The following is a 22117-nucleotide window of genomic DNA, read 5'->3' on the forward strand; positions in this document are numbered from 1 at the left end:
CGTTACGCTTAGTTACGCACGCCCTCGACGTACCAGTCCATCTTGAGCAGGTCCTCGTCCGAAACGGTCTGGCCCGCCGGAACCTTCTCGGCGCCGCTCTGGTCGTTGATGGGGCCGGCGAAGACGTGGTAGCTGCCGTCGATCGTGCCGTCCACGATCTTCTGGGCAGCGGCCTTCACGTCGTCGGGCATCTTGTCGTTGAAGGGCGACATCACCACCTCGCCTTCCTTCATGCCCAGCCACACGTTCTGCGTCTCCCAGGTGCCGTCCAGCACCGCCTGCACGCGCTGCACATAGTACGGGCCCCACTGGTCCACGATGGCCGTCATGTGGGCATTGGGCGCAAAGCTCTGCATGTCCCATGCCTGACCGAAGGCGATGGCGCCGCGCTTTTCGGCCTCCTGCAGCGGCCCCGGCGAATCCGTATGCTGGGTGATGACGTCGGCACCCTGGTCCAGCAAGGCGCTGGCGGCCTGCGACTCCTTGGCCGGGTCGTACCAGGAGTTCACCCACACGACCTGGGTCTCGAAATCCGGGTTCACCTTGCGGGCCGCCTGCGTGAAGGCGTTGATGCCCATGACCACTTCGGGAATCGGGAACGAGGCGACATAGCCCGCCTTGCCGGATTTCGACATCATGCCGGCGATGGTGCCGAGTACGGCGCGCCCCTCGTAGAACTTGGCATTGTAGGCGGCCATGTTCTCGGCGGTCTGGTAGCCGGTCGCATGCTCGAACTTCACGTTCGGGAACTGCTTGGCCACCTTCAGCGTCGGGTTCATGAAGCCGAACGAGGTGGCGAAGATGATGTCGTTGCCGTCCTGCGCAAGCTGGCGGATGACGCGCTCGGCGTCGGGCCCTTCCGCGACGTTTTCGACATAGGACGTCTCGACCTTGTCGCCGAGTTTCTCCTCCAGGAACTTGCGCCCCTGGTCGTGCGCGAAGGAATAGCCGAAATCGCCCACCGGGCCGACATAGACGAAGGCCGCCTTGACGGGGCCTTCATGCGGCTGGGCCGAGGCCGTGCCGGCCACGGCGAAGGACAGGAGTGCGGCGGCGCCCAGCATGAGCTTGCGGCGGGTGGTGGCGAACATGGACTGTACTCCTCTGTCGGTTCTTGTCAGTCAGGCGGTGGGGCGGAACGGCTTGCCGAGGCAAGCCGGCGCGGTATTCCTGGCGCTTGCCTTGCGCGCCGAGATCAATGCCAGCACGACGATCGTCGCGATGTAGGGAAGGCTGGTCAGGAACTCCGGCGCCAGCCCCGACCATCCGGCGGCCTTGGCCTGCAGCTCCAGCGTAATGACCGCGCCGAACAAATAGGCGCCCAGCAGCAGCCGGCCGGGCCGCCACGACGCGAAGACGACCAGCGCGATGGCGATCCAGCCACGCCCGGAGGTCAGCCGCTCGGCCCACATGGGCGTCAGCACGAGCGAGAAGAACGAGCCGCCGAGACCGGCCATCGCCCCGCCGAAGAGCACCGCGAGATAGCGCACCCTCAGCACGGGATAGCCGATGGAATGGGCCGAGGTATCGGACTCGCCCACGGCCCGCAGGATAAGCCCCGCACGGCTGTATTTGAGGAACCACCAGACGCCCAGCGTCAGGATCAGCGAGGCATAGACCAGCGGCGAATAGCCGAAGACGACACGCCAGATCGGGTCCTGCGCCAGCGCGGCCGGGAAGATGCTGCCGAAGGCCGGCGTCGTCATGCCGACGTAGTTTGCGCCCACCAGGGCCGAGACACCGGTGCCGAAGATGGTGAGAGCCAGTCCGGTGGCGACCTGGTTGGCGGCCAGCGTCAGCGTCAGGTAGCCGAAGATCAGCGAGGATGCCGCAGCCGCAGCCATCGCCGCCAGCGCGCCAAGCGCCGGAACCCCGGTGGTGACGGACACGATGAAAGCGGTTACGGCCCCGATGAGCATCATGCCCTCGACGCCGAGGTTCAGCACGCCCGACCGCTCGACCACAAGTTCGCCGAGCGCGGCGATGAGGATCGGGGTGGCGGCGGCAACGACGGCCACGAAGATGGCCACGGCGAATTCGGGCGTCATGCCTTTACCCCTTCGCGGCCGAATGCCAGCCGGTAGCGCACGAAGATATCCGACGCCAGCAGGAAGAACAGCAGCATCGCCTGGAACACGCCGATGGCGGCGGCCGGAAGGCCGATGCCCGTCTGGGCGCTCTCGCCGCCCACATAGGTGAGCGCCAGCACCAGCGCCGAAACGATGATGCCAAGCGGATGCAGCCGGCCGAGAAAGGCAACGATGATGGCGGTGAAGCCGTAGCCGGTGGGAAACGAAGGCACCATCTGCCCGAACGGTCCGGACACCTCGAATACGCCCGCCAGCCCCGCAAAGCCGCCGCCGGCCAACAGGCAAAGCCAGATAATGCGCCCATCGCGGAAGCCGCCATAGCGCGCGGCGTTGGGCGCCAGGCCGGCCACGCGCACCTCGAAGCCTGCGATGGTGCGCGCCATGACGAACCACACCGTCAGTGCTGCCGCCAACGCCAGCGGAATGCCGAGATGGATGAGCGTGCCGGGAAAGACCGTCGGCAGCGTCTGGGCAGAGGAGAACATCGCCGTCTGCGGGAAGTTGAACCCCATCGGGTCCTTCCAGGGGCCGCGCATCAGGTAATAGAGAAGCTGGATGGCGGTATAGTTGAGCATCAGGCTGGACAATATCTCGCTGACGCCCAGCCGCACGCGCAGAAAGGCCGGGATGGCTGCATAGAGCGCGCCGCCCGCAATGCCCGCCACCACCATGGCCGGCAGAATCCAGGGTCCATCCATATCGAGCGTCAGAAGGGCGATGCCCGTGCCGGCGAGCCCACCGACGACATACTGCCCCTCGGCGCCGATATTCCAGACATTGGCGCGGAAACCGATAGACAGGCCGAGGGCGATCAGCGCCAGCGGCGCCGCCTTCACCAGAAGATCCTGCCAGCGATAGGGATTGAACAGCGGCGTCACGAAGATTTCGCGAACGGCCCCCACCCCATCATAGCCGAGCAGGGTGAACAGCAACGCGCCTGCAACGAGGGTCGCCACCACGGCAAGTGCCGGCGACAGATACAGCATGGCGCGCGAGGGCTGCAGCCGTGGCTGGAAGCGCAGGAACGAGCCGGCGTTACGCATGGGGCCCCGCCTCCGCACCTGTGGTTTCCACGTGCGTCTCGCCAGCGCCATCGCCATGCACGCCGCCCATCAGCAGGCCGATCTCCTCCAGCGTGATGGCCCCCACCGGATGCGGCTCCGACAGGCGGCCGCCGTTGATGACCGCGATGCGGTCGCTGATCTCCAGAAGCTCGTCCAGATCCTGGCTGACGACGACGACAGCGGATCCGCGCGCCGCAAGGTCCAGCATGGATTGCCGGATAAAGCCTGCCGCTCCGGCGTCGACGCCCCATGTCGGCTGGGCGACCACCAGCACGGCCGGCTCCTGCATGATCTCGCGTCCCATGATGTATTTCTGCAGATTGCCGCCCGAGAGGCTCGACGCGGCGGCCTGTGGCCCCGTCGCCCGCACGGAGAAGGCGCGGATGATCTCGGCCGCATAGGCCGACGCCTTGCCGAGCTTCAGCAGCCCGCCGGATGCAAGCCCCCGGCGCTGGCGCGCCGACAGGATGGCGTTTTCCGCAAGGCTCATGCCCGGCACCGCGGCGTGGCCGTTGCGCTCTTCCGGCACGGTGGCAAGGCCGGCGGCGCGCCGGCCCGATACGCCCCGTGCCGTGATATCGACGCCGCTCAAGGACACACGCCCGGTCAACCCGTCGCGCGATTCACCGGAGAGGGCGGCGACCAGCTCGTTCTGCCCGTTGCCGGCAACGCCGGCGATGCCCAGCACCTCGCCGGCCCGCACGGCAAGGGAGATATCGGCAAGGGTCGTGCCGAAGGGCGGCTCGCCCGGCAGGCCCAGGCCCTCGACCAACAGTTTCACCGGCCCATCCACCGTCCCGCCATGTCGGGAGACGTCGGAAAGCGTCGCGCCGATCATCATCTCGGCCATGGAGCGCGCCGTTTCCCGGGCGGGGTCGCAGGTGGCGACCACCTTGCCGCCGCGCAGGATGGTGGCGCTGTCGCACAGGGTGCGGATCTCGTCGAGCTTGTGCGAAATGTAGAGGATGGAGCACCCCTCGTCGCGCAGCTTGCGCAGCGTGGAGAACAGCACCTCCACCTCCTGCGGCGTCAGCACGGAGGTCGGCTCGTCCATGATGAGGATGCGCGGCCGCCCCAGCAGCGCGCGGACGATCTCGATGCGCTGGCGCTCGCCGACGGACAGGGTGTGGACGTCGCGGTGCGGATCGAGTTCCAGCCCATAGGCCCGCATCACCTCGGCGATCCGTCCCTCCAGTTCGCGGCGGGGCGGCGGCTCGTCCATGCCGAGGGCGATGTTTTCCAGCACGGTCATCGCCTCGAACAGGCAAAAGTGCTGGAAGACCATGCCGATGCCACGGGCCCGCGCTTCCCGTGGGGAGGCGATATTCACCAACGTTCCGTCGATGGCTACGCTGCCCTCGTCGGCCTTCTGGACGCCGTAGATAATCTTCACCAGGGTCGACTTGCCGGCGCCGTTTTCGCCCAGCAGCGCATGAATGCGCCCCGGCTCGACGGCAAAGGAGACGTCGCTGTTGGCCACCACCCCAGGATAGCGCTTCGTCACATGGCTGAGCTCGAGCCGTGGCGGCATGGGACTCCCGTTATCGATCGACATCCCGCTCGGAAAGGCTGGAATGATTGTTTTATGCACGGCCTATGGGCATGTGCAAAGCCTGTGCATCGGGTTTTCCACGTCTGTACCCATGAAGTGAACCAGAAGCTCGGCGGCAACCATGGCTGCAATGACTTCCGGGCGCTTGTCGCGCACCCTGTTGCCGCCGATCGGCAGATGCAGGCGGGCCGCCTGCCCTTCCAGCCCGGCTTCCGCCAGATGCCGGTGGAAGCGCGCCCGCTTGGTGGCAGAACCGATCATGCCGACATAGGCGGCGTCGGCGCGCGCCAGTGCCGCGGTTGCGATATGGAAATCCAGTGCGTGATCATGCGTGACCACCAGAAAGGCGGCCTGCGCCGGGGCAGCGGCCACTGCCTGCTCCGGCAGCGGCATTGCGCGCGAATCGATGCCGGAGGGCAGTTCGGCCAGAAGCTGCGGCCTTGTATCGACAACGGTGACGTGGAAAGGCAGCGGCTGCAACGCCAGTGCGATGGCGCGGCCGGTGTGGCCGGCGCCGAACACCAGAACCGGTATGGCGCGGCCGCTTGCCGCCTCCTCTGTCCGGCGGACACCATCCAGCACCGCCGCGTCCAGAAGCTTCAACGACAGCTCGACCCGCCCGCCGCAGCACTGCCCGATGGCGGGTCCAAGCGGCACGTCCATGAAGCCGTCGGCCGTGCCGGCGGCGATCATCGACCGGGCCTGCCGGATGGCCTCCATCTCCAGCGCACCGCCGCCGATCGTGCCTCGGGCGCCGTCCGGCGTCACCATCATCGCCGCGCCCGCCTCGCGCGGGGTAGAGCCGTGGGCAGCCAGAATGCGCACCAGCACGGCGGGCTCGCCCGCCGCAAGCCGGTCGGCCAGGGCAACCGACAACTTCATCGGGCGCGCACCGCGTTGACGGCGGCCAGGATGCGTTCCGGGGTGGCCGGCGCGTCGAGTGCCGGAAACGTCCGGTAATCGCCGGCGGCCAGCACGGCATCGGCCAGCGCCGAAAAGACAGACAGGGCCAGCATGAAGGGCGGCTCGCCGACGGCCTTGGAGCGGTAGATGGTAGCAGCAGGATTGCGTCCCTTGTCCCACAGCCGGATGCGCAGATCGTCGGGGCGGTCGTTGGCGGTCGGGATCTTGTAGGTCGAGGGCGCATGGGTGCGCAGCCGGCCCTTGGCATCCCACCATAGCTCCTCCATCGTCAGCCACCCCATGCCCTGTATGAAGCCGCCCTCCACCTGCCCAAGGTCGATGGCCGGGTTCAGCGACGTGCCCACATCGTGGATGATATCGGCGCGCAGCAACCGGTTTTCGCCCGTCAGCGTATCGATGGCGACCTCGGAGACCGCCGCCCCATAGGCGAAGTAATAGAAGGGCTCGCCGCTGGCGCTTTCGCGGTCGTAATGGATGCCGGGCGTGGCGTAGAAGCCGGTGGCCGACAGAGAGACCCGGGCAAGATAGGCCTCGCCGACCAGATCCTCGAAGCGCAATTCCTTGTCGCCGATGCGCACGCGCCCCGGCAGAAACGCCACCTCGCCGGCGGACACGGCGTAGCGCGACACCGCATAGGCCACCAGCCTGTCGCGGATGGTGCGCGCCGCCGCCTGCGCCGCCATGCCGTTCAAATCCGTGCCCGAGGAGGCAGCCGTCGCCGACGTGTTCGGCACCTTGCCGGTGCTGGTGCCGGTGATGCGGATGCGCTCCACGTCGATCTGGAATTCCTCGGCCACCACCTGCGCGACCTTGGTGAACAGGCCCTGCCCCATCTCCGTGCCGCCATGGTTGAGCTGCACCGAACCATCCTTGTAGACATGCACCAGCGCGCCGGCCTGGTTGAGATGCGAGGTCGTGAACGAGATGCCGAACTTCACCGGCGTCAGCGCGATGCCCTTCTTCAACACCGGGCTATCGGCGTTGAAGGCGCGGACGGCTTCGCGCCGCGCACGGTAATCCGATGTCTTTTCCAGCTCATCGACGATTTCGCCGATGATGCTGTCCGTGACGGGCATGTGGTAGGGCGTCACGGCATCGCCGCCCGCCGGGTAGAAATTGCGCCGCCGCACATCGAGTGGATCGATGCCCAGCTCGAAGGCGATGCGATCCATGGCGCGTTCGATGGCCACCATGCCCTGCGGCCCGCCAAAGCCCCGGAAGGCGGTGTTGGAAACGGTGTGCGTCTTCAGACGGCGCGAATGGATACGCGCGGCCGGCAGCCGATAGGCGTTGTCGGCATGGAACATGGCGCGGTCCGCGATGGCCGCGGACAGATCGCGCGAATAGCCGCACCGCACGGCATGGGAAAAGTCAGCGGCCAGCACCCGGCCGTTATCGTCGAAACCCACGGCGTACACCGTGCGCATCTCGTGCCGCTTGCCGGTCATCTCCATGTCGTCGTCGCGGTCGAGACGGCATTTGGCGGGCCGGCCCGTCCGCGCCGCCACAAGCGACGCAACACTAGCCATCAGTGCCGGCTGGCTTTCCTTCCCGCCGAAACCGCCGCCCATGCGGCGCACATCCACCGTCACGGCATGGTCCGGCAGGCCCAATGCCTTGGCCACATTGTGCTGCACTTCCGAAGGGTGCTGCGTCGACGACCGCACGACGATGTCGCCATTTTCCTGCGGCAGGGCATAAGCCACCTGCCCCTCGAGGTAGAAATGATCCTGCCCACCGGTTTCGACCTGCCCTTCCACGCGGCGCGGCGCTGCCGCCATGGCGGCCGCCACATCGCCGAGCAGCATTTCGTGCGGGGGCAGAAGGTCTTCTCCCTCGGCATCGGCAAGCGCGATGGCCTCGTCGATGGTGTTGGCAGCAGGCAGGTCCTCGTACTCTACCTTTGCCAGTGCCGCCGCAGCGCGTGCGGTGTCAAGATCCCCCGCTGCCACCGCGAACAGCGGTTGCCCGACGTAGAAAACATGGCCTTCCGCAAAGATCGGATCATCGCCGAAAACGGGGGAATAGTCGTTCTTGCCAGGCACGTCCGCCGCTGCCAGCACGACGGCGACGCCGGGATGCGCGCGCACCGCCGAAAGGTCCATCGCTAAGATCCGCGCATGGGCGCGCCCGGACATGGCGATGTGGATTTGCAGCGTTCCGGGCAGTTCCGGATCGTCGTCGGTGTAGCGTGCCGCGCCGCTGACATGCAGGGGCCCGCTATCGTGCGGGATCGCCTGTCCGACGCCGCCCTTCAGATGCGCGCGCGGCTCGGGCGGTTTCTCGTGCAGGGCTTCCGGCCGCACGGTGCCGGCCTCGCCCCTGTCCTGGATGCGGGTTTCGTCCATCATGCCAGCTCCGACAGGCGTGTCGGCGCGCCTTCGAGTTCGAGGCGGAACCGTTCGAGGCAGTTTCCGGCCACCTCCAGTCGGTAGGCCGCGCTGGCCCGCATGTCGGTGAGCGGCGAGAAATCTTCCGCCAGGGCACGTTGCGCCTCCGCAACCGCGGCTTCATCGAAAGGCCGGCCCAGCAGTGCGGCTTCGGCCGCGCGCGCCCGCTTCGGAGTGCCCGCCATGCCGCCATAGGCAAGGCGCGCCTCCACGACGCAGCCATCGGCACCGCGCTTCAACAGAAAGGCTGCAAGCACGGCCGATATGTCGGAATCCATCCGCTTGGAAATCTTGTAGACGGCGAAATCCTCGTCATCCGCAGGGCGCGGCACCTCTACGGCCGCGACGAACTCGCCCTTCTGGCGGTCCTGCCGCCCGTATTCGAGGAAGAAATCCTCCAATGCGATGCTGCGCGCCTCGTCGCCCCGGCGCAGATGCAGGCGCGCGCCCAGGGCGATCAAAGCGGGCGGCAGGTCGCCGATGGGCGAGCCGTTGGCGATATTGCCGCCGATCGTCCCGGCACTCCGCACCTGATAGCCGGCAAAGCGGCGCATCATCGCGCCCAGCGCCGGGTGGATATCGGTCAGCGTTGCCAACGCCTGCCCATGCGTAACCGCCGCGCCAAGGTAGACGCGGCCGGCCGCCTCCTCGATCATCGCCAGGTCCCACACCTGAGACACGTCGATCAGCACAGGTAGATGGCGACGCTGCTTGGTGACCCAAAGGCCGACATCCGTTGCACCCGCCACAAGGATGGCGTCCGGGTTGGCCGCATAAAGATCGGCAAGATCGTCGCTGTCGCGTGGTCCGTACCAGGCCCCGCCGGCCGCGCGATAGGCATGCACACCGGGCCCGCGCAGTGCGTCCAGCCGCGCCGCCAGCGCAGCGTCGTCCTGCGCGGTATCGGGCGGTGTCACACCTGCCAGTTCCGCGCCCGCATCGACGATGGGTCCGTAGCCGGTGCAGCGGCACAGATTGCCCGATACGGCGTCCTTCACCGATTGCCGGTCGCCGAGCACACCGTTCAGCCAGGCGGTGTGCAACTGCATCACGAAACCGGGCGTACAGAAGCCGCACTGGCTTGCATGGTGGCGCACCATCGCTTCCTGCAACGGGTTCAGCCCGTCACGCGCCAGATGCTCTACCGTTTCCACCGCCCGTCCATGCAGTGCCGGTAGAAACAGGATGCAACTGTTCATCGCGCGGCGGCGGATGCCGCCCGCGCCATCCGGCTCGCTGACAAGCACCGTGCATGCCCCGCAGTCGCCCTCCGCGCAGCCTTCCTTGGTGCCTGTCAGGCGCTCGCCGTAGCGCAGATGATTGAGCACCGTGGTCGTGGGCGCCATGCCTTCGACATGGCGCTCTTCTCCATTGAGCAGGAAACGGATGGCGGTCATGCACGCTCCTGTGCGGCAAATCGGTTCGGGCAAGCGGCATCTTCAAGGAAGGGGACCATGGCGTCCACCCCCCTCCAGAGCGTCGAATGGGGTAAGATGGCGTCACAGCTCATGATCGGACATCCCCGGCCGTATCGGCATGGACGTCGGGTTCGAAGACGGCGTCCACCGCCTCCAGCGTGCCGCCCAGCGCGCGCACCATCTCTGCCACCGCATGGTCGCGCCGGATCAGCAGACGACCTTCGGAAATCGCGGTCGGCACATGCCGGTTGCCGAGGTGCCAGGCCAGCGCCAGAAGATGCGCCGCATCGCGGCCTTGCACGGCGTAAACCTCTTCCGGCTTGGCGCGTACCTCCACCAGCCGCCCGTCGCCCAGCACGATGGCATCGCCCTCCCGAAGCATCACGCCCGGAGCGAGGTTCAGGAGAAAGGCGATGCCGCCATCCGAAACCATGGCCATGCGGCGTCGCATCCGCTGGCTGTCATCGAGGGTGATGGTATCGGCCAGCGGACCGGGCCGGGCCTCACGGGCGATGATGGTTTCGGCTTCGATCACGCCGGCCTCAACCCTTCTTCTGCGTGCATGTCACGGGGGCATCGTCGCTGTTCATTTCGTTGGTCAGGGTCACGCTGTCCCCCTTGCTCCACCAGACATACTGGCGTGCGGCATACCGCGCGCCCGATCCCGACATCACGTTGACGAACACCGTGGGCTCGCCGTCGATACCGACGACTGCCAGGCTGTTCTGTCCCACATTGATATAGTCCGCCGTGCGGTCGACGCCGTCCGAACATTTATAGGTTACGCTTGTCCGTTCCACCTGCCCGGGCAGGTCCAGCTCGACCGGGGCGGCGGACGCGGCCACCGGGGCGAGCATGATTGCGGCGACGAAGATGCGGTACATGAGGGCGCTCCGTTCCATATGTTATCCGACCTTAGATAAAGGCCCTTTGCGAACAGGAAATAGTGTTCTGCCGCTGCGGATCGTTCCGACGCCGCATAACTTCTCCTCATTGACCTAGATCGTTATGGTCGGCCCCGCCCTCGATGGTCGGGCCGGTCTCGGCACAGCAGTTGGAAGGAAGTCCCGATGCATACCCGAAAAGGCCTCGTTCTCGCCGGGCTGACCGCCGTGGCAGCGGTGCTTGCCACGGAAACGGTGGCACAGCCCTATGAGCCCGGTCCGCTCGGCCGCGTGCCGGGCTCTTCCGTTTCCGGCATGCGAATCGACGGGGCGCCGAAGGTGCGGCGCAACGTCGACATCCCGCGCGCCAAGGTCTTCGGCGACACCGTGGAAGAACGCGCCTATGGGCGCGAATACGACAACAGCTATTTGCGCCCCAAGGTGGTGCAGCCGCGTGCCGCCCCTCCGGTGGAGTTGCGCGCGACGGAAGGCCGGTCCGACCTCAACACCATCAATTCCGGTGTCTTCTCGCGGTCGGACCCGGGCGTCATCAGCCGCAGCGGCGTTACCCGCCCGCAGTTGAAGCCGCCGCGCGTCAGGGATCGTGCCCGCATCGTCGAATAGGGCTTCTCAACCGAAGGGAACCACGGCACTCTCGCACAAGTTGTTTTGACGCTTCCGTTCGAAAAAGGACCTCCGCCATGGCCGTATCCAGGCTTTCCATCGCAGTCTTGACGGCCCTTGGCTTGAGCCTTCCCGCCGTTGCGCAGGATCTCGGCGGGGCGGGTGCGGGCGGTGGCTCGACGCCCAGCCTTGGCGGCGCGGGCGTTTCGGTCGGCGGAACGGCAAGCGGTGTCGGCGCCGGGCCAAGCCCCGCCGCGTCCGCGGGTTCGTCCAGCATCAACAGCCTGAATGTCGACGATGCCGCCCGCACGGGCGATTTTGGCGCGGCGACGAGCATCGGCGGCACCTATGGCGGCACGGATGATTTTCAGTCGCTGGCCGGCACGGGTCCTTCCCGCCTGTTCGATATCCCCCGCCCGCATGTCGGCGTGCAACTGGAGCAGATCCGCTCCGCGCTGCGCGCGTGGCCGAGCGCGACGCCAAAGCCGGACGGTTCCTGAGCCGGCGCAGCCGCGCGGCACAGGCCTCTAAAGCAACCAATAACCGGAGTTTCCGTTAACCATACGCATATTGAACGGTGATCGGGCCGATCACATATGAAGACAAGTTTGCATCGCAAGCGTATTAGGCCTGCATCACCGATTGGTGGGAACGGAAACCATGAAACCCCTTATTGCCCTCGCTGGAGGGCTGACCCTGGTGGCCTTGTCGTCCGGCGCGGCTGGAACGGGTGCGTCCGAGACGACCCGCATCGTCACGATCGGCGATCGCACCGGCCCCGCTTTCTACTCGGCCATCGAGGGCCGCTATCGCTTCGTCGAGAAAGACGAAGGCATGGTCGCGGACCTGCCGCGCTGACGAGACTGCGGAGATATTTTCAGACGGTTAGGTGCTTGCGCACGGACGGGTCGTCGAGATCCTCTCCCACTCCATCGAACACGATCTGCCCGCGATCCATGATGTAGACCTTGTCGGCCAGGTCGCGGCAGAAATCGAGATACTGCTCCACCAGCAGGATCGCCAGGCCGGCCTCTTCCTTCAGAAACCGGATCGCCCGTCCGATGTCCTTGATGATGGATGGCTGGATGCCTTCGGTCGGCTCGTCCAGCACCAGAAGGCGTGGCCGGGTGACGAGCGCCCGCCCGATGGCCAGTTGCTGCTGCTGGCCGCCCGACAGGTCGCCGCCGCGCCGGCCCAGCATGCTCTTCAAGACCGGAAACAGCTCGAAGACATGGTCGGGAATAGTCATGTCGGCGCGCTTGAGCGGCGCGTAGCCGGTCATCAGATTCTCTCGCACCGTCAGCAACGGAAAAATCTCGCGCCCCTGCGGCACGAAGCCGATGCCGCGCCGGGCCCGGCGGTAGGGCGCTTCGCCGGCGATTTCATCACCGTTAAAATCGATGCTGCCGCGCCGTATGGCCTGCTGCCCCACGATGGCGCGCATCAGGCTGGTCTTGCCGACACCGTTGCGCCCGAGGACACAGGTGATCTGCCCCTGCCCCGCCGTCAGCGAAACGCCGCGCAGGGCCTGGGCCGCGCCGTAGTACAGGTCGATATCGTCGACTTTCAGCATGTCGTCAGCGCCCCAGATAGACTTCGATGACGCGTGGATCGGCCGAAACCGCGTCGAGCGTGCCTTCCGCCAGCACATGGCCCTCATGCAGGCACGTGACCTTGACGCCAAGCTCCCGCACGAAATGCATGTCGTGCTCCACCACCACGACGGACCGCGTCTCGGCGATCTCACGCAACAGCCGGGCGGTTTCTTCCGTTTCGGCATCCGTCATGCCGGCCACCGGCTCGTCGATCAGCAGCAGCTCCGGGTCCTGCGCCAAAAGCATGCCGATCTCCAGCCACTGCTTCTGCCCGTGGTTGAGGTCCGCCGCCAGGACGGCGCGCCTGGCCGTCAGCCGCGTCACGTCCAGTATCGCGGCGATGCGCCTGGACTGCGTTGCATAGGCATTGAAGAACAGGGTTCCGAAGACACCGCGCGTGCCGGCCATGGCCAGGCTGAGATTGTCGGTGACGGTCAGGTTTTCGAAGACGGTCGGCTTCTGGAATTTGCGTCCGATGCCAAGATTGGCGATCTCCGCCTCGTCGTGGCGCGTCAGGTCCACGGAGCCGCGAAAGAAGACTTCGCCCGTATCGGGCCGGGTCTTGCCGGTGATGATGTCCATCATCGTCGTCTTGCCGGCGCCGTTGGGGCCGATGATGGCCCGCATCTCGCCCTTGCCGATCACCAGCGAGAGGGCATTGATGGCCTTGAAGCCGTCGAAGCTCTTGGAGACGTTGTCGAGGTAGAGAAGCGAGCCGCCCTTGTCGGGCTGGCTCGGCATGCCGATGATCTGCGTGCTCATGTCCGCCTACTCCGCCGCGCTTTCCGCGATCACGCCTTTTTCCGCCCGCATCGCGCGCCGCCTGTCCGCCAGCGCGGTCCAGCCGTGCTGGGCGGTGCCCACGATGCCGCGCGGCAGCAGGATGGTGACGGCGATGAACATGCCCCCGAGGAAGAACAGCCACAGGCCCGGCGCGACGCCCGTCAGCCAGCTTTTCGCGGCATTGACGACAAGGCCGCCGAGCGCCGCCCCCCACAGGGTGCCGCGGCCGCCGACGGCCACCCAGATGACCGCCTCGATGGAATTGGCCGGCGCGAACTCGCTCGGGTTGATGATGCCTGTCTGAGGCACGTAGAGCGCGCCGGCCACGCCGGCCAGCATGGCCGAAACGGTGAAGACGAACAGCTTGAACCGCTCCACCCGGTAGCCGAGGAAGCGGGTGCGGCTTTCCGCATCGCGGATCGCCACCAGCACGATGCCGAGCTTGGACGTGACGATGCCGCGCGCCAGAAGGAAGGCGGCGGCCAGCATCAGCGCCGTGATGGAAAACAGCGCGATGCGCGTTTCGCGGGCACGCAGGTCGAAGCCCAGCAGATCGCGGAAATCGGTGAGGCCGTTATTGCCGCCGAAGCCCATTTCGTTGCGGAAGAAGGCCAGCATCAGCGCGAAGGTCAGCGCCTGCGTGATGATGGACAGGTACACGCCGGTCACCCGCGAGCGGAAGGCCAGCCAGCCGAAGCCGAAGGCGAGCAGGCCCGGCACCAGAACTACCATCAGCATGGCGAACCCGAAATTGCCCATGCCCCACCAGTACCAGGGCAGTTCCGACCAGTTCAGGAACACCATGAAGTCAGGCAGGTCCGGATTGCCGTAGACGCCGCGCGGGCCGATCTGCCGCATCAGGTACATGCCCATGGCATAGCCGCCGAGGGCGAAGAACGCGCCATGGCCAAGCGACAGGATGCCGCAATAGCCCCAGACGAGGTCCAGCGCCAGCGCCAGCATGGCAAAGGCCAGCCAGCGGCCCAGAAGCACAACCCAGGTTGTCGGCAGCGAGGCCGGGGAGTCCGGCCCGAAGACGATGTTGGCCAGCGGCACATAGACCGCCATGGACAGGAGCACGGCAACGAAGACGAGGCCGCCAAGCCCGCCGAAGAGACGTTTGGCGATCATGCTTCCACCGCCCTTCCCTTCTGCGCGAACAGACCGCGCGGACGTTTCTGGATGAACAGGATCACGAGCACCAGGATGAAGATCTTGGCCAGCACGGCGCCGGCATAGGGTTCGAGGAACTTGTTGACGACGCCCAGCGACATCGCGGCCGTCAGCGTGCCCCACAGCGATCCGACACCGCCGAAGACGACGACCAGGAAAGAATCGATGATGTAGCTCTGGCCAAGATTGGGGCTGACATTGTCGATCTGGCTGAGCGCGACGCCGGCCACGCCCGCGATGCCCGAGCCGAGGCCAAAGGTCATGGCATCCACCCAGGGCGTGCGTATGCCCATGGCGGCCGCCATGCGCCGGTTCTGCGTCACGGCGCGGATGGACAGGCCGAAGCGCGTCGCCTTCAACAGCAGCATGAGCCCGGCCAGCACCGCCATGGCGAACAGGATGATGACGAGGCGATTGACGGTCAGGCTTGCGCCGAACACGTCGATGGTGCCCGACATCCAGGACGGCGAGGAGACCTCCCGGTTGGAGGCGCCGAACAGAGTGCGCACGCCCTGCTGCAGGATCAGGCTGACGCCCCATGTGGCGAGCAGCGTTTCCAGCGGACGACCGTACAGAAAGCGGATCACCCCGCGCTCGATGGCCACGCCGACGAGGCCGGCCACCAGAAAGGCGGCCGGCAGCGCGATCAGCAGCGACAGGTCGAACAGGGCCGGCGCGTGGTCGCGCAGAAGCTGCTGCACCATGAAGGTGGTGTAGGCGCCCAGCATCACCATCTCGCCATGCGCCATGTTGATGACGCCCATGACGCCGAAGGTGACGGCAAGGCCGATGGCAGCCAGAAGCAGCACGGAGCCGAGCGACAGGCCGAAGAAGACGTTCTGCGCGATGTCGATCAGCGCCAGCCGGCCCTGCACCGCCTCCAATGCGCTGCCGGCGGCTTGCGCAAGCGCACCTTCGCCCTCGGCCAGCGGCGTCAGGATCACCAGCGCGTCGCGGTCGCCGCGCGCGCCGATGACGTTGACCGCCTCGATCTTTTCGGCTTCTGGCCGGTCGGAGTTGAGGATGGCGCTGGCGCGGGCCTGGCGCATCAGGGTGGCGATGCCGGCATCCGTCTCGGCGGCGATGGCGGCATCCAGCGCTTCGATCGCTTCCGGGTCGCGGCCCGCAAAGATGGCATTGGCGGCCGCGCGGCGCTGGCCGGCATCGGCGCTCTGCAGCGTCAAAGAGCCCATGGCCGCGCGCACGGCGCGCCGGATACGGTTGTTGACGCGGATCGCCTCCACCGCACTGCGCTGCGCCTGTCCGGCGGCTGCGCCCGTCAACGGATCTTCAAGGTCGTACACGGTGCCGTCGCGCGTGCCGATGAAGACGGCGCCGTCGGCCTTCCGAGCGACGAGATTGCCCGCTTCCAGCTCGTTCAGCACGCGGGCTGCTTCCGGCCGTCCGGTGGCGGCAAGCGCGCCGATGGCCGCTTCGGTCTGGTTGTAATTGCCCTGGCCGAGCGCGTTCACGAGCGCGCCGAGATCGTCCTGCGCAAGCGCGGCGGTCGGCAGGCACAGGCAGGCCAGCCATAGAAGCGTGGTTGCGATGATGGTGCGGAGCATCTTGTTCCGTTCGCGCTGGCAAGAGGCGCGCCGGGGAATGGCCCGGCGCGCCGTAGGGTGGGTGGGTGGCTTTGCGAAAGCGCCCTTACTGGGCGGCCGCCTGTTCACCCTGGCCGCCGCACTTGCCGGTCACGACATTGAAATTGCCGCAGGACATGGGCTTGCGCCAATCGGCGATCAGGTCCTTGGAGCCTTCGAGATAGGGGGACCATTCCTGCGCCACGACGAGGCCGGGCGTTTCGAACACGGTCTCGAACTGACCGTCGTCCTGGATCTCGCCGATCAGCACCGGCTTGGTGATGTGATGGTTCGGCATCATGCTGGAGTAGCCGCCCGACAGGTTCGGCACCGAAACGCCGACCATCGCGTCGATGACGGCATCCGGATCGGTCGTGCCGGCCTTCTCGACAGCCTTAATCCACATGTTGAAGCCGATATAGTGAGCTTCCATCGGATCGTTGGTGACGCGGTCCTCGTTGCCGATGAAGGCGTGCCAGCTCTTGATGAACTCTTCGTTCTCGGGCGTATCGACGCTCATGAAGTAGTTCCAGGCTGCCAGATGGCCGACCAGGGGCGCTGTGTCGATACCGGCAAGCTCTTCCTCGCCGACGGAAAACGCCACGACCGGGATGTCCTCGGCCTTGACGCCCTGGTTGGCCAGCTCGCGGTAGAAGGGCACATTGGCATCGCCATTGATGGTGGAAACGACGGCGGTGCGCTTGCCGGCGCTGCCGAAGGCCTTGATCTCGGACACGATCGACTGCCAGTCGGACTGGCCGAACGGCGTGTAGTTGATCAGGATGTCTTCCTGGGCAACGCCGAGCTGATCCTTCAGGTAGGTTTCCAGGATGCGGTTCGTCGTGCGCGGATAGACATAGTCCGTACCCGCGAGCACCCAGCGCTCCACGCCTTCTTCCTGCGCCAGGTAGTCAACAGCCGGAATGGCCTGCTGGTTGGGGGCGGCGCCCGTGTAGAAGATGTTGCGGGAGGATTCCTCACCCTCGTACTGGACGGGGTAGAACAGGATGCCGTTCAACTCTTCGAAGACCGGCAGGGCCGACTTGCGCGACACGGATGTCCACGCGCCGAAAACGGCGGCGACCTTGTCCTGCGTCAGGAGCTGGCGCGACAGTTCCGCAAAGCGCGGCCAGTCGGACGCCGGATCCACCACGACCGCCTCGAGGGGCCGTCCAAGAAGGCCGCCCTTCTTGTTCTGCTCGTCGATGAGCATGAGCATGGCGTCTTTCAACGTTGTCTCGGAAATGGCCATCGTGCCGGACAAGGAATGCAGAACACCGACCTTGATCGGCTCGCCCTGCGGCGCGGCAGCATCCTGCGCGAAGGCTCCCGTCAGGCTTGCCGCCGTAATCACGGTGGCGCCGAGCGCCCCCCGCACCCATTGCAAAGCAGAAGTCATCCCCATCTCCATTCCATCGACCGCGACATGCGGTTGCTGGACGAATGGGTGTGCAAGCCTCGTGCCAAGTGACGGTGCGCCAGGCTCGGCTGGTTCGGCACCTGAAACGAAAGCCTATTTTATTCGCAAGAGATCGCCCTGAGATCAAAAGTCGTAAATCGCGTGCGCAACCTCAGGTCATTATTTGGGCATAACGCCTGCCTGCTGTGCTTCTGGTTGCGACCGATCATTCGGTAGGCAGCAGGATTTCGCCCTTACCGATGGTGGCCATGTCGCCCGCCAGCCTTCGCAGTCTGGCGGGCAAGGCCGGCATCTGCGGCACGAGGCCGGCCAACACACGAACGAACAGGATTTCGGCGACGCCGTTGTCGACGAAGCTTCCGGGGGTCGATTCCGGCGCTGCCGCAAGGATGATCGTGCCGCGCCGCATGAGCTGCCCGACACCGGCTGCGCATGCGCCGCCGACGACGAGCGTGCCGGCGATCATGCGCGATCCGGCATAGGCCCCGGCCCTGCCGGCGATGACGATCGTGCCGCGCCGCATCCTGTCGCCGGCGCGCGCGCCGGCATGGCCTTCGACGACGATCTGCCCCCCGCGCATTCCGGCCATCTCGCCGGGCATCGGACCGCCGAGACAGTCGCCGGCATCGCCGCCGATGCGGATGCTGCCCCCCGCCATGCCGGAGCCCGCCAGCGGCCCGGCCGCGCCCTCGATGTCGAGGCGCCCGCCCGTCATGCCGCGGCCGGCCAGTTGCCCGACATCGCCGACGACACGGATCGTGCCGGCCTCGAGCCCTTGTCCGAGCCGGTCGAAGCGCGGCGAACCACCCTCGATCACAAGGGCGCCTTCATCGCCGAGACGGATATCGAAGAGATCGCCCAGCAGCGGCCCGCCCCCCGCCATGCCGATGGGCAGCCGGGCGATTTCGCCCTGTGTCGATGACGCAAGCGCCACCGGGTCGAGCCGGGACAGGTCCAGCCTTTCGCCAGGCAGTGCCCGCAAGGAAAGGATGGACTGGGTCATGGCAGGAGATCCAGAAGCTTGAAGTGATGGGGGCCGAGCTTGCCGCCGTAATTGCCGGCCGAAATGCGCATGGCGCCCCTGTCGGGCCCGAGGGCAAGGGCGGCGGACAGCCCTGCCCGCATTGCCGCGGCGACATGGTCGAAGCTCAGGCCGTCGATGACGATCTCCAGCACCGAGCCGATTTCGGGCGACAGGGCGCTGTCGACCGTGCCCTTCAATGTCGGGCAGTAGGCGTCGTTGGTGGAGGCCATCATGCCCTTGTACTTGCCGCCGATCTTGGAGCCGGACCGCACGATGCCGCCGGGAAACGGCATGATGCAGCCGTCAAGGGCGGCGATCGCATCGCGTGCCGCCTCCGCCGCCGCCAGTGCGCGCGCCGCATCCGATGCCAGCAGCAGAAGGTTGCCGCCGCCCACGGCCTCCTTGGTCAGCCCGGTCGTGGCCTCGCACAGAAACTCGCCTTCCATCACCGGCAGCCGCCAGAAATGGCGTTCGCCGATCCGCTTGGAGACCTGCCACCCATCGGCGAAATAGCGGATCGCATCGCCCAGCGGCAGCCGCGTCGCCCCGTCCAGCCCGGCGTAGCAGGCCGAGGACGGGCTGGTCAGGATACATTGGCCGAGGCGCGTGGCGAGCTGCTTTTCCAAACCCTTGCTATCCATCGCGAAGATCAGGATGCGCACGCCCGGCCGCCCGTCCGGCGTATCCTGCGGCGACAGGATCGCGTCGATGGCAGCCTCGCATCCGCAGGCGATGACGGATGTGGCAAAGCCGGTGAAGGAGCGGGCCGCCTCGATGGCCCATGCCTCATCGACCGCCGTTACCACGATGGCGGTGCCCCGCATGGGGAAGGCTTCGGCGAAGGTGTCGTCGACGGTGACGCCATTGACGATACGCGCGCTCATGGCACGACCTCCAGCACGTCGCCGCCGAGCGCGCCGTCCTCCACCTCGAACCAATGCAGGGGGAGACCGTATTTCTCGTCGTAGAACGTCTCCAGCCGACGCACCATGGCGCGGTCGCGCGGGCGCGACAGGGCCATCGTATGGCCGGCGGGCGTGGCGGTGACCCGGCCGCCGCGCACCACGGGCGCACCGTCCTTCAAGACGTGCTCGGCCGCGCCGAACATGGCAGCGACATCCGCGCCCGGGCGATACACCGCGATATCGGCCCGTGCGCCGGGCGCCAGCGTGCCCCGGTCCGGCAGGCCCAGCAGCCGCGCCGGGGCGGCGCGCGTCATGATCGCAATTTCCGGCAGCGTATATTCCCGCGAAAGGTCCGCCAGCGCGCTGCGCTTGCGCACGCCCGGCGGCAGGGCGTCGAGCCACTCGGCCCGCAGGTCGCGGCTCATCAGCAGCGCGAACAGGTCCGGATAGGTGGTGAAGGGAGCCCCGTTCGGGTGGTCGGTGGTGAAAAAGACCCGCCACGGATCGTCGATCATCAGGAAAAGCTCGAGCCCGATCGCCCACTGCATGGCGTTGTAGTAATCGGCCCGGCGATAGTTCATCGGCACCGCGCCACCACCATTGGCGTCGCCGTCGATAATGGCCGATTTGCGGGGCCGCGCCAGAGGCCGTCCGGCAAACTGGCGCAACTCGTCGGACGAGATGGTGACCGTCTGGCCGAACATCACCTGCCCGATGTCGACGGTTAGTTCCGGCCGTGCGTTGACGAGGTCGGCCAGCCGCCGGGCCTGCGAGGAAAAGCCACGGCGCCCATCGGTGCCGTAGCCGTAGAACTGGATATGGGCCAGGTGCATCGGAACGCCTTCGGCGGCGAGCATCGTCGCCTCGGCGGCGGCCTCGCCCTCGCCGGGCACGCCCAGATTGTTGCAGTGGACATGCAGGGGATGGGCTATGCCCAGCCGCTGTACGCTATCCTGCAGGGCCTTGACGATATGCCGCGACGACAGCCCGTAGCCGGGCACCTCGTCGTCGAAACCGAAGGTTCGGACATCGGCCTTGAAGGCCGCCGATCCGCCGGCATTGATGCATTTGACGCCGAGGGCGCCGGCGGCGGAAACCTGCCATGCGACGTAGTCGTCGATCTCGGCCTCGCTTGCGCCGTCGCGCAGGCGCGACAAAAGGAAGTCGTCATTGCCCAGAACAACCAGCGCCGCACGATCGATGATCGGAATATCGGCCAGTTCCAGATGCGTGTGCAGGGCGCCCGATGGCCCCATGGCCGGCTCCACAACCATGGTAAAACCCATCTGGGCGTAGCGTGTGCCGGTTTCCCAAGTGGTCCACCCTACCTGCGACAGGGGCGTTCCGGCCGGACGCGGCGCATGGGCCGGATGAAACTCGGGCAGCAGGAGCCGCGCGGTATTCACCAATCCTCCGGCGATGTGGGAATGGATGTCGATGCCCCCGGCCATCACGACGAGCCCGGTGCAGTCGATCACCTCGACGGCGCCGGATGCGCCTTCCGCGATCCGGCCATCGGCGACGACGACATCTCCGATCGCGTCGCGCCCTGCGGCCGGGTCCAGGACACGGCCGCCCTTCAACAGGATCGTCATGGCCGCCCCTCCGCTGAAACCTGCTGTCGCACCGCCCGCTCCAGGGCACGCAGCACCTGATGCATCGCGGTCCCCGCCGGTTGCTCGGCCGTGGCGCTCTGGCCGAAGCTGCCGAGTTGCGGCTGATAATAGACGGGCCGGTCCGGCACCGCGGCCCGGATGACGATGTCGGCGGCATCGGGCCGGAATGCGGGGCCGATGGCGATATGGCTGCCCTCGAAGATTTCCGCCCGCCCGGATACGGCCAGCACGAGATCGCATTCCCCTTGCGCGATCATGCGCATGCCGTCGAACGCATAGGGGTCGTGATGGGGCGCCGGGCCCGAATAGGACACGCGTAAGGGGAAGCCGGTGATGGACGTGGACAGCAGCGCCGCGCCATAGGCGCCGTCGTCCGGCAACAGCGGCACGCAGGTAAAGCGACGCTCCGTATTCAGATCGTCTACCAAGCCGGCCGCCATCTCGTTGCCGATCGCGTCGGTTGCGGCCGCCGCCCAGACGACCGCGCCGAACCGGGCACCCTGCACGAAGGCGAGCAGCCGCGCCTGGTCCGCCTCTCCCAACGGGCCAGAACTGTGGCGATGCCCTTTCATGCCGGCGCGCAGGATGGCCAGAGCCTCCGTCAGCCGGTCCGGCGGACAGGCCGCAAACTCCGGCTGCACCATCGCCGGGATGGCGCAGGGTGCGCTTTCCGGGCCCAGCCAGAACAGGCGTCGTGGGCCTTCAAGCGGCGTCGGCAGGTCCGGCGCGGTCTTGGCGAGCGATTCCAGGAAACCGGGGTGAAGGGTGGCGGCGTCGGCGCCGACCACCAGGACGCGGTCGGCTCGCCGGCGCACCTCGGACGCCACGCCCATGACCAGCCCATGATCGCGGAATGCCGACAGGAACGGGTAGATGCGGCCCGACCCGGCGTGGTCGATGACGCCGCCGCAGGCACGGGCAAGATGGTGCGCCGAGCGCACGGCGTTGGCGTCCGCATCCAGCCCGGTCACCAGGACGTGCCTTGCCCGTGCAAGGGCCAGGGCCGCCGCATCGATGGCTTGATCGAGGGTGGTTTCGGCCCCCGCAACGAATGCACTGCCCAACTTGATCG

At 66.8% G+C, this 22117-nt stretch carries 21 protein-coding genes; 3 read left to right on the forward strand and 18 right to left on the reverse strand.

Annotation, left to right across the window (positions count from 1 at the left end; all coding sequences use genetic code 11):
• Window positions 1–8: 8 nt before the first annotated feature.
• The 9 genes from AUL31_RS08675 to AUL31_RS08715 all read right to left on the reverse strand — a co-directional run bounded on the left by AUL31_RS08675 (window position 9) and on the right by AUL31_RS08715 (window position 10340).
• Window positions 9–1091, reverse strand: a complete 1083-nt coding sequence (locus tag AUL31_RS08675) for a BMP family ABC transporter substrate-binding protein (protein WP_082646866.1) — start codon at window positions 1089–1091, stop codon at window positions 9–11.
• A 30-nt stretch (window positions 1092–1121) separates the two neighbouring features.
• Window positions 1122–2048 carry an ABC transporter permease gene (locus AUL31_RS08680; RefSeq protein ID WP_060604511.1) on the reverse strand — a complete coding sequence of 309 codons (927 nt, stop codon included), beginning with the start codon at window positions 2046–2048 and terminating at the stop codon, window positions 1122–1124.
• Window positions 2045–3133 (reverse strand): ABC transporter permease, encoded by a 1089-nt coding sequence (locus tag AUL31_RS08685; RefSeq protein WP_060604514.1) that lies wholly within the window; start codon window positions 3131–3133, stop codon window positions 2045–2047. The genes AUL31_RS08680 and AUL31_RS08685 overlap by 4 nt, the downstream gene beginning before the upstream one ends.
• Window positions 3126–4685: an ABC transporter ATP-binding protein gene (locus AUL31_RS08690; protein WP_060604518.1), complete on the reverse strand. Its 1560-nt coding sequence runs from the start codon at window positions 4683–4685 to the stop codon at window positions 3126–3128. The genes AUL31_RS08685 and AUL31_RS08690 overlap by 8 nt, the downstream gene beginning before the upstream one ends.
• A 63-nt stretch (window positions 4686–4748) precedes the next feature.
• Entirely contained in the window at window positions 4749–5588 is an 840-nt protein-coding gene (xdhC, locus tag AUL31_RS08695; protein WP_060604520.1) for a xanthine dehydrogenase accessory protein XdhC, read from the reverse strand.
• Window positions 5585–7978, reverse strand: coding sequence for a xanthine dehydrogenase molybdopterin binding subunit (gene xdhB / locus AUL31_RS08700; protein WP_082646867.1), 2394 nt, complete (start codon window positions 7976–7978; stop codon window positions 5585–5587). Before xdhB ends, xdhC begins: the two co-directional genes overlap by 4 nt.
• Window positions 7978–9417 carry a xanthine dehydrogenase small subunit gene (gene xdhA / locus AUL31_RS08705; protein ID WP_060604523.1) on the reverse strand — a complete coding sequence of 480 codons (1440 nt, stop codon included), beginning with the start codon at window positions 9415–9417 and terminating at the stop codon, window positions 7978–7980. Before xdhA ends, xdhB begins: the two co-directional genes overlap by 1 nt.
• A 109-nt stretch (window positions 9418–9526) precedes the next feature.
• Complete coding sequence (locus AUL31_RS08710) at window positions 9527–9973, reverse strand: urease accessory protein UreE (protein WP_073469159.1); 447 nt, start codon at window positions 9971–9973, stop codon at window positions 9527–9529.
• A gap of 7 nt (window positions 9974–9980) precedes the next feature.
• The gene (locus AUL31_RS08715) at window positions 9981–10340 is read right to left on the reverse strand and encodes an MliC family protein (RefSeq protein ID WP_073469158.1); all 360 of its coding nucleotides are present in this window, start codon (window positions 10338–10340) and stop codon (window positions 9981–9983) included.
• Window positions 10341–10508: 168 nt separating this feature from the next.
• Here AUL31_RS08715 and AUL31_RS08720 point away from each other — a divergent pair, with 168 nt between their 5' ends.
• From AUL31_RS08720 to AUL31_RS08730, 3 genes are all read left to right on the forward strand, one after another.
• Window positions 10509–10946, forward strand: a complete 438-nt coding sequence (locus AUL31_RS08720) for a hypothetical protein (protein WP_060604529.1) — start codon at window positions 10509–10511, stop codon at window positions 10944–10946.
• A gap of 77 nt (window positions 10947–11023) precedes the next feature.
• A complete protein-coding gene (locus tag AUL31_RS08725; RefSeq protein WP_060604532.1) occupies window positions 11024–11446 on the forward strand; it encodes a hypothetical protein in 423 nt (140 codons plus the stop codon).
• Window positions 11447–11606: 160 nt separating this feature from the next.
• Window positions 11607–11804, forward strand: coding sequence for a hypothetical protein (locus AUL31_RS08730; protein WP_060604536.1), 198 nt, complete (start codon window positions 11607–11609; stop codon window positions 11802–11804).
• Between the two features lie 19 nt (window positions 11805–11823).
• On the opposite strand, the gene urtE is transcribed toward AUL31_RS08730, so the two are convergent.
• The 9 genes from urtE to AUL31_RS08775 all read right to left on the reverse strand — a co-directional run bounded on the left by urtE (window position 11824) and on the right by AUL31_RS08775 (window position 22109).
• Window positions 11824–12519, reverse strand: a complete 696-nt coding sequence (gene urtE / locus AUL31_RS08735) for an urea ABC transporter ATP-binding subunit UrtE (RefSeq protein ID WP_060604539.1) — start codon at window positions 12517–12519, stop codon at window positions 11824–11826.
• A 4-nt stretch (window positions 12520–12523) separates the two neighbouring features.
• Entirely contained in the window at window positions 12524–13303 is a 780-nt protein-coding gene (gene urtD / locus AUL31_RS08740; protein WP_244489354.1) for an urea ABC transporter ATP-binding protein UrtD, read from the reverse strand.
• A gap of 6 nt (window positions 13304–13309) precedes the next feature.
• A complete protein-coding gene (urtC, locus tag AUL31_RS08745; protein WP_060604542.1) occupies window positions 13310–14455 on the reverse strand; it encodes an urea ABC transporter permease subunit UrtC in 1146 nt (381 codons plus the stop codon).
• Window positions 14452–16062 carry an urea ABC transporter permease subunit UrtB gene (gene urtB / locus AUL31_RS20590; RefSeq protein ID WP_060604545.1) on the reverse strand — a complete coding sequence of 537 codons (1611 nt, stop codon included), beginning with the start codon at window positions 16060–16062 and terminating at the stop codon, window positions 14452–14454. The genes urtC and urtB overlap by 4 nt, the downstream gene beginning before the upstream one ends.
• Window positions 16063–16147: 85 nt before the next feature.
• The gene (gene urtA / locus AUL31_RS08755; protein WP_060605317.1) at window positions 16148–17479 is read right to left on the reverse strand and encodes an urea ABC transporter substrate-binding protein; all 1332 of its coding nucleotides are present in this window, start codon (window positions 17477–17479) and stop codon (window positions 16148–16150) included.
• A 226-nt stretch (window positions 17480–17705) separates the two neighbouring features.
• The gene (locus AUL31_RS08760; RefSeq protein WP_060604548.1) at window positions 17706–18503 is read right to left on the reverse strand and encodes a formylmethanofuran dehydrogenase subunit C; all 798 of its coding nucleotides are present in this window, start codon (window positions 18501–18503) and stop codon (window positions 17706–17708) included.
• Entirely contained in the window at window positions 18500–19408 is a 909-nt protein-coding gene (fhcD, locus tag AUL31_RS08765; RefSeq protein WP_060604553.1) for a formylmethanofuran--tetrahydromethanopterin N-formyltransferase, read from the reverse strand. The genes AUL31_RS08760 and fhcD overlap by 4 nt, the downstream gene beginning before the upstream one ends.
• Entirely contained in the window at window positions 19405–21024 is a 1620-nt protein-coding gene (locus tag AUL31_RS08770; RefSeq protein WP_060604556.1) for a formylmethanofuran dehydrogenase subunit A, read from the reverse strand. The genes fhcD and AUL31_RS08770 overlap by 4 nt, the downstream gene beginning before the upstream one ends.
• On the reverse strand, window positions 21021–22109 hold the full coding sequence (locus tag AUL31_RS08775; RefSeq protein WP_060604559.1) for a molybdopterin-binding domain-containing protein: 1089 nt from the start codon (window positions 22107–22109) through the stop codon (window positions 21021–21023). The genes AUL31_RS08770 and AUL31_RS08775 overlap by 4 nt, the downstream gene beginning before the upstream one ends.
• Window positions 22110–22117: the final 8 nt, after the last annotated feature.

Origin of the sequence: Aureimonas altamirensis (genome assembly GCF_001463885.1) — a bacterium.
GTDB classification, from domain to species: domain Bacteria; phylum Pseudomonadota; class Alphaproteobacteria; order Rhizobiales; family Rhizobiaceae; genus Aureimonas; species Aureimonas altamirensis.

Bases quoted from the DNA above. Each gene is read 5' to 3' on its own strand.
- AUL31_RS08675 (WP_082646866.1), bottom strand. From the start codon at position 1,091: ATGTTCGCCACCACCCGCCGCAAGCTCATGCTGGGCGCCGCCGCACTC.
- AUL31_RS08680 (WP_060604511.1), bottom strand. From the start codon at position 2,048: ATGACGCCCGAATTCGCCGTGGCCATCTTCGTGGCCGTCGTTGCCGCC.
- AUL31_RS08685 (WP_060604514.1), bottom strand. From the start codon at position 3,133: ATGCGTAACGCCGGCTCGTTCCTGCGCTTCCAGCCACGGCTGCAGCCC.
- AUL31_RS08690 (WP_060604518.1), bottom strand. From the start codon at position 4,685: ATGCCGCCACGGCTCGAGCTCAGCCATGTGACGAAGCGCTATCCTGGG.
- xdhC (WP_060604520.1), bottom strand. From the start codon at position 5,588: ATGAAGTTGTCGGTTGCCCTGGCCGACCGGCTTGCGGCGGGCGAGCCC.
- xdhB (WP_082646867.1), bottom strand. From the start codon at position 7,978: ATGGACGAAACCCGCATCCAGGACAGGGGCGAGGCCGGCACCGTGCGG.
- xdhA (WP_060604523.1), bottom strand. From the start codon at position 9,417: ATGACCGCCATCCGTTTCCTGCTCAATGGAGAAGAGCGCCATGTCGAA.
- AUL31_RS08715 (WP_073469158.1), bottom strand. From the start codon at position 10,340: ATGGAACGGAGCGCCCTCATGTACCGCATCTTCGTCGCCGCAATCATG.
- AUL31_RS08720 (WP_060604529.1), top strand. From the start codon at position 10,509: ATGCATACCCGAAAAGGCCTCGTTCTCGCCGGGCTGACCGCCGTGGCA.
- AUL31_RS08725 (WP_060604532.1), top strand. From the start codon at position 11,024: ATGGCCGTATCCAGGCTTTCCATCGCAGTCTTGACGGCCCTTGGCTTG.
- AUL31_RS08730 (WP_060604536.1), top strand. From the start codon at position 11,607: ATGAAACCCCTTATTGCCCTCGCTGGAGGGCTGACCCTGGTGGCCTTG.
- urtE (WP_060604539.1), bottom strand. From the start codon at position 12,519: ATGCTGAAAGTCGACGATATCGACCTGTACTACGGCGCGGCCCAGGCC.
- urtD (WP_244489354.1), bottom strand. From the start codon at position 13,303: ATGAGCACGCAGATCATCGGCATGCCGAGCCAGCCCGACAAGGGCGGC.
- urtC (WP_060604542.1), bottom strand. From the start codon at position 14,455: ATGATCGCCAAACGTCTCTTCGGCGGGCTTGGCGGCCTCGTCTTCGTT.
- urtB (WP_060604545.1), bottom strand. From the start codon at position 16,062: ATGCTCCGCACCATCATCGCAACCACGCTTCTATGGCTGGCCTGCCTG.
- urtA (WP_060605317.1), bottom strand. From the start codon at position 17,479: ATGACTTCTGCTTTGCAATGGGTGCGGGGGGCGCTCGGCGCCACCGTG.
- AUL31_RS08760 (WP_060604548.1), bottom strand. From the start codon at position 18,503: ATGACCCAGTCCATCCTTTCCTTGCGGGCACTGCCTGGCGAAAGGCTG.
- fhcD (WP_060604553.1), bottom strand. From the start codon at position 19,408: ATGAGCGCGCGTATCGTCAATGGCGTCACCGTCGACGACACCTTCGCC.
- AUL31_RS08770 (WP_060604556.1), bottom strand. From the start codon at position 21,024: ATGACGATCCTGTTGAAGGGCGGCCGTGTCCTGGACCCGGCCGCAGGG.